This window comes from Microbacterium sp., from assembly GCF_049661145.1.
Lineage (GTDB): Bacteria > Actinomycetota > Actinomycetes > Actinomycetales > Microbacteriaceae > Microbacterium.
This window is the reverse complement of the sequence record NZ_JBASZT010000128.1, coordinates 1-4,856: the sequence shown is the minus strand read 5'-3', so window position 1 is coordinate 4,856 and position 4,856 is coordinate 1. Positions and strand designations below refer to the sequence as shown.

Here is a 4,856-nt window from a genome sequence, read left to right as displayed (position 1 = left end):
GGAACCTCCGCCCAACGCCGCGACAGGCGCGACACCGTCACGCCCGAACCAGCGAACCCCGGCGGACCGAAGCACGAGAACCCGAAATCACACACCAACAACCACTACTCGCGGATCCGGGTCAGAGGATGACGCTACGGAGTTCGCCCCCCGCATGGCAGCGAAGCTGCTTGATGCAGAGAGGTGAGATCTGGACGCTCCGCGATGACCGACAAGTTGGTCGAGGAGCATCCCGATCAGCAGGGCCATCGGGATGCTCCCCCCAGCGAGGAGGGCCTCGTCGGTGGGGTCGTCGGTGATGCGCAGGGCGGCATCCGGCGCACGTGCTGATCTTTCCAACGCCACAGCGTCCGTCGCCCTGGGTAGAATCTCCGCATGAGCGTCCTCGCCAGCAACCTCGACCGGATCACGGTAGATCCGGCAGTCTGTCATGGTGCGCCCACGATCCGTGGAATGCGGTTGCGCGTGCAGGACGTGCTCGGGCTCCTCGCGTCGGGCATGAGCTACGACGATGTTCTCAGCGATTACGACGAGCTCGAACGCGAAGACATCCTCGCCGCATTGGAGTTCGCCGCGCTTGAGTCGTCCGCACGTGTGCTCCGCATCGTCGCTTGAAGCGCTCACCGCGAGCGGCAGGGGGTTGCACCTGCGAGAGCGTGCTGCGTTTCGTCTCGGTCGCCTGCGGCTCTCTCGCTCAACGACCAGTAGGGAAACCTCCTTGGTGGATCCGCGCTGAATGTGCCTGCGTGAGGTACGCGCTGAGAGCCGTCCTCTATTGATCCAAGGTGGCCTCCCGCGTCAGTCGCTGAGGCGGCGGTGGCGCCGTAGTCGTCGTAACCCCAAGGGGTCGGGTTGGTCTGAGGATGCCGCGGCGACCGCCCGCAATCGCTGCTCGGCCTCCGTGGGATCGAGGTCGACCCCGATTGCGACGAGTTCGCCGACCGGAGGGGGTTCGGGCAGAGGGGCGATGTGGATCATCCGGCCCACGACGTTGACGACGTACCCGCGTTCGGTCCGCGCACCGCGCACCCGCACCCGGCCCTTGATCCGGTACGCGCCGTCGGGAGGTTCTTCGAGCAGGTCGATCAGCGCGCCGGGCGCCACAGGCCGGTTCAGCAGCACCGCGGCGGCCTTGGCGTGCTCGTGCCCGTCGTGATCATGGTGCTCGCCGTGCCCGTCGCGCAAGAGCGCGGCGATGGGCAGTTCGTCCTCGGGGTCGTCGCGGTTCGCGGTGTCGAAGACGAGCGCGGGGTCGATCCGCCCCGCTCGCGCGACGACGAGTTGCGCGTGCGGGTTGCGTAGGCGCACGCGTTCGCGGATCCGCACGACGGTGCGTTCGCGCTCGCCGGCGGGGAGCAGATCGGTCTTGCCGATCACGACGAGGGATGCCGCCGCGTACCGGGCCGGTGGTTCCGGCCACGTGTCGACGGTGCGGAAGTGCTCGACGGCGTCGATCACCTCGACGATGCCGCCGGGCCTGATCCGCTCCACCCCGCTGAACCGGATGAGCCGAGCCAGCACGACCGGGTCGGCAGCGCCGCTGGCCTCCACCACGATGGCATCCAGCCGCAGCCGAGGATGCGCGAGCTTCTCCAGCGCCGTGTCGAGTCCACCGGCATCCGGCAGGCAACACAGGCACCCGCCGGAGATGCCCGCCGCCTCGTCGACCTGCCCCGTCACGAGGGCGGCATCGACGTTCAGCGCACCGAAGTCGTTGACGACCACGCCGATCCGCGCACCGGGCGCGCGCAGCAGGTGGTTGAGGAGCGAGGTCTTGCCCGCCCCGAGGTAGCCGGTCACCGCGACGACCGGCACCCGCTCGACCGCCGCCAACGAAGGCCTGAGCGGTGCGTCTTGCTGATTCAGCATGAGAATTTTCACCTGCCCCTTCGTCGCCGTACCGTTTTCCTCGACATTTTTACTGAGAACAATTATCACCTAGAGGAGGGTAGATGAGCCGCGGGGCATGGTTCGGCGCCGTCGCGCTCGTCCTCGTCGTCGCGGTGGCCGGAGTCCTCGTCGGTCAGGTCGCCGTTCCTCTGGACGAGGTCAGCCAGGTCATTGCCACCCATCTCTTCGGCACGACGCCGGACGCTGGGCGCATGGCGGAACAGATCGTGTGGGATGTGCGCCTTCCGCGCGTACTCGCCGGCATCGTTGTGGGCATCGCCCTGGCGGTGACCGGCGTTGTGATCCAGGCCGTCGTGCGCAACCCTCTCGGAGACGCCTACGTGATCGGCGTGACTCCGGGAGCGAGCCTTGGTGCCGTCGCGGCGATCGTCCTCCTCGGCGCGGGGAGCCTCGGCATCACCACCGCGGCGTTTACCGGCGCGATCGCGGCGTTCCTCGTGATCATCGCTCTCGCGCGCCGCGGCAGAGGGTGGATGCCGGGGCGCGTGATCCTCTCCGGCGTCGCGATCGGCTACCTGCTGGGCGCGGCGACGTACTTTCTGCAGATCATGGCGACCCCGACCCAGCTGCAGCGCGCCCTGTTCTGGACCCTCGGCTCGGTCGCAGGGGTCGGCTGGGACGACCTGCCGCCGCTGGTGATTGTCACCGCGCTCGGCTGTGGATGGATGCTGGTGCGCGCCCGCTGGCTCGACGCCCTCGCCGCAGGCCCCGAACTGGCTCGCTCGCAGGGCGTGCCGGTGGGGCGGTTTCAGCTCGAGCTCATGGGGATCGCCGCTCTCATCACGGCGTGCGTCGTCGCGGCCGTCGGTGGCATCGGGTTCGTCGGGCTCGTCATCCCGCACGCCGCCCGTTTCCTCGTCGGCGCCGCTCACCGCCGCGTTCTGCCAGCGAGCCTGCTGCTCGGCGCGGCGTTCCTCCCCGCCGCCGACATCCTCGCCCGCACTCTGCTCGCACCGACCGAGCTGCCGATCGGGATCATCACCGCCGCCGTCGGCGCCCCGCTGTTCATCGCCCAGCTTGCCCGCACTGACCGGGGAGCTCCCGTATGAGCGTCGAACTGCACGCGGTCTCGGTTCGCATCGGCACCGCGCAGATCCTCGAGGACATCACCGCCACCGTCGAGGGTGGCCACCTGGTGGGGCTGCTGGGCCCGAACGGCTCAGGCAAGTCCACGCTGCTGCGTACGATCTGGCACGCGCTGACGCCCTCGCAGGGGGTGGTGCTCCTCGACGGCACGGATGTTGCGGGGCTCTCGACGCGGGAGATCGCCCGCCGGGTCGCGGTGCTCCTGCAGGACGACGGCACGGACGCCCGCGCCACGGTGCGCGATGTCGTGGAGACCGGCAGACTGCCGCACCGGCGGCTTCTCGGCGCAGACGAAGACCCCCACGACCGTGTGGGCGAAGCATTGGACGCCGCGGGTGTCACCGATCTGGCGGACCGGCGGATCGACACCCTTTCGGGTGGGCAGCGCCAGCGGGTGCTCGCGGCCCGCACCCTCGCGCAGACGACTCCGGTCGTGCTGCTCGACGAACCGACCAATCACCTCGACCTCGCCGCGCAGCATGATCTGCTCGGCCTGTTCCGCGGTCTCGGCGTCACCGTGATCGCCGCCCTGCACGACCTGAACCTCGCCGCGGCGTACTGCGACCGGCTCCTCCTGCTCGATGCGGGCCGCCTCGTCGCCGCCGGTGGCCCCGACGAGGTGCTCACCCCCGAACTCATCGGCGACGTATTCGGCGTTGCCGCGGCCATCACGATCAACCCTCTCACCGGAACCCGCGCGGTCCTTCTCGGCCCGCGCCCGATCACAGAAAGCACCCCCGCATGAACACCACCCATCGCGCGGCGCCCGCCGTGCTGCTGCTGGCCGGCCTCGCGCTCGCCGGCTGCTCTGCCGCTACCCCCGCCGACACGATCTCCGAGACGCCCAGCGCGTCCGCCGATGCTGCCTACCCGGTGACCGTGTCGTCGTGTGGGCGTGACTTCACCTACGAGAAAGCGCCCTCCCGCGTTGTGCTCGGCAACTGGCGCACCCTGGAGACCCTCGACGCACTCGGCGTCGGCGATTCCGTGACCGGCGTCGTCCTCGGGCCCGACGACCGCGGCCAGGCGCCCGCCGACCTGCCCGCGGGCGTCACCGTCGTCTCCCCAGACGTCATCCCCGCGCGCGAGCCGATGATCGAGGCCGCGCCCGACCTGTTCCTGTCTTTCAACGAGGCGCAGCTGGTTGGCCAGGGCACGCTGTCCTACGACGACCTCACCGGCATCGGCGCGAACGCGTACGTCATGGGCGCGTACTGTGCTCAGCCGTCGGGCAATCAGTCCATCGAGACCGTCTACGCCGACATCACCAACCTCGGGAAGATCTACGACGTGCCCGCGAAGTCCGACGAGCTCAACCACGAGTTGAAGGACCGCGTCGCCGCCGCAAAGGCCTCGCTGGGGGGCAGCACTGCGACGGTCGCCTTCCTCAAGGTCGTCGGCGGTAAGGTCTACGCGATCGGCGGCTACCCGGCATCCGCCTTCGTTGAGGCGCTCGGATTGACCAACGAGTTCGCCGACCTGCCGACCCCGTTCGCCGAGCTCAACACCGAGCAAGCGCTCGCGATGAACCCCGACATCGTGTTCGTGAACTACGTCGGCGACGAGCAGGCCGCGATCGCCGACCTCGCCGCCGCACTCCCCGATCTCGCCGCGGTGAAGGAGGATCGCGTCTACGGTGCGAACGAGAACCTCGCCCAGGGCAGCGGAGTCGGCATCGTGAACGCTCTCGAAGCGATCGCCGCCGATGTGAAGACCGTCGCACCGTGAGCAGTCCCATGCCCGGCGCCACCGCGTTCTGGGACGGGTTCTACACCGACCACACGTGGTCCGAGCACGGTCCGGTGAACCGTCACCTCATCGCCGAGGTCGAGGGCCTCCCGCCGGGTACGGCCCTCGAC

General features: G+C 69.3%; 6 protein-coding genes. 5 read left to right on the top strand and 1 reads right to left on the bottom strand.

Going from position 1 to position 4,856, the window contains the following annotated elements; genetic code table 11:
• Nucleotides 1-204 precede the first annotated feature (204 nt).
• Together WBP48_RS05700 and WBP48_RS05695 are read left to right on the top strand one after the other, a co-directional pair.
• Entirely contained in the window at nucleotides 205-330 is a 126-nt protein-coding gene (locus WBP48_RS05700; protein ID WP_424437386.1) for a hypothetical protein, read from the top strand.
• Between the two features lie 45 nt (nucleotides 331-375).
• Nucleotides 376-615 (top strand): DUF433 domain-containing protein, encoded by a 240-nt coding sequence (locus WBP48_RS05695; RefSeq protein ID WP_424437383.1) that lies wholly within the window; start codon nucleotides 376-378, stop codon nucleotides 613-615.
• Between the two features lie 183 nt (nucleotides 616-798).
• On the opposite strand, the gene WBP48_RS05690 is transcribed toward WBP48_RS05695, so the two are convergent.
• Nucleotides 799-1,869 (bottom strand): CobW family GTP-binding protein, encoded by a 1,071-nt coding sequence (locus WBP48_RS05690; RefSeq protein ID WP_424437380.1) that lies wholly within the window; start codon nucleotides 1,867-1,869, stop codon nucleotides 799-801.
• A gap of 83 nt (nucleotides 1,870-1,952) precedes the next feature.
• Here WBP48_RS05690 and WBP48_RS05685 point away from each other — a divergent pair, with 83 nt between their 5' ends.
• From WBP48_RS05685 to WBP48_RS05675, 3 genes are read left to right on the top strand one after another with little or no spacing between them, the layout of a single operon-like run.
• On the top strand, nucleotides 1,953-2,960 hold the full coding sequence (locus WBP48_RS05685; protein ID WP_424437377.1) for a FecCD family ABC transporter permease: 1,008 nt from the start codon (nucleotides 1,953-1,955) through the stop codon (nucleotides 2,958-2,960).
• Nucleotides 2,957-3,742, top strand: coding sequence for an ABC transporter ATP-binding protein (locus WBP48_RS05680; protein WP_424437374.1), 786 nt, complete (start codon nucleotides 2,957-2,959; stop codon nucleotides 3,740-3,742). Before WBP48_RS05685 ends, WBP48_RS05680 begins: the two co-directional genes overlap by 4 nt.
• Complete coding sequence (locus WBP48_RS05675) at nucleotides 3,739-4,725, top strand: ABC transporter substrate-binding protein (protein WP_424437371.1); 987 nt, start codon at nucleotides 3,739-3,741, stop codon at nucleotides 4,723-4,725. Before WBP48_RS05680 ends, WBP48_RS05675 begins: the two co-directional genes overlap by 4 nt.
• The last annotated feature ends 131 nt before the right edge of the window (nucleotides 4,726-4,856 follow it).

Excerpts from the sequence above, each read along its gene's own strand:
- WBP48_RS05700 (WP_424437386.1), top strand. The coding sequence starts at position 205 with ATGACCGACAAGTTGGTCGAGGAGCATCCCGATCAGCAGGGCCATCGG.
- WBP48_RS05695 (WP_424437383.1), top strand. The coding sequence starts at position 376 with ATGAGCGTCCTCGCCAGCAACCTCGACCGGATCACGGTAGATCCGGCA.
- WBP48_RS05690 (WP_424437380.1), bottom strand. The coding sequence starts at position 1,869 with ATGCTGAATCAGCAAGACGCACCGCTCAGGCCTTCGTTGGCGGCGGTC.
- WBP48_RS05685 (WP_424437377.1), top strand. The coding sequence starts at position 1,953 with ATGAGCCGCGGGGCATGGTTCGGCGCCGTCGCGCTCGTCCTCGTCGTC.
- WBP48_RS05680 (WP_424437374.1), top strand. The coding sequence starts at position 2,957 with ATGAGCGTCGAACTGCACGCGGTCTCGGTTCGCATCGGCACCGCGCAG.
- WBP48_RS05675 (WP_424437371.1), top strand. The coding sequence starts at position 3,739 with ATGAACACCACCCATCGCGCGGCGCCCGCCGTGCTGCTGCTGGCCGGC.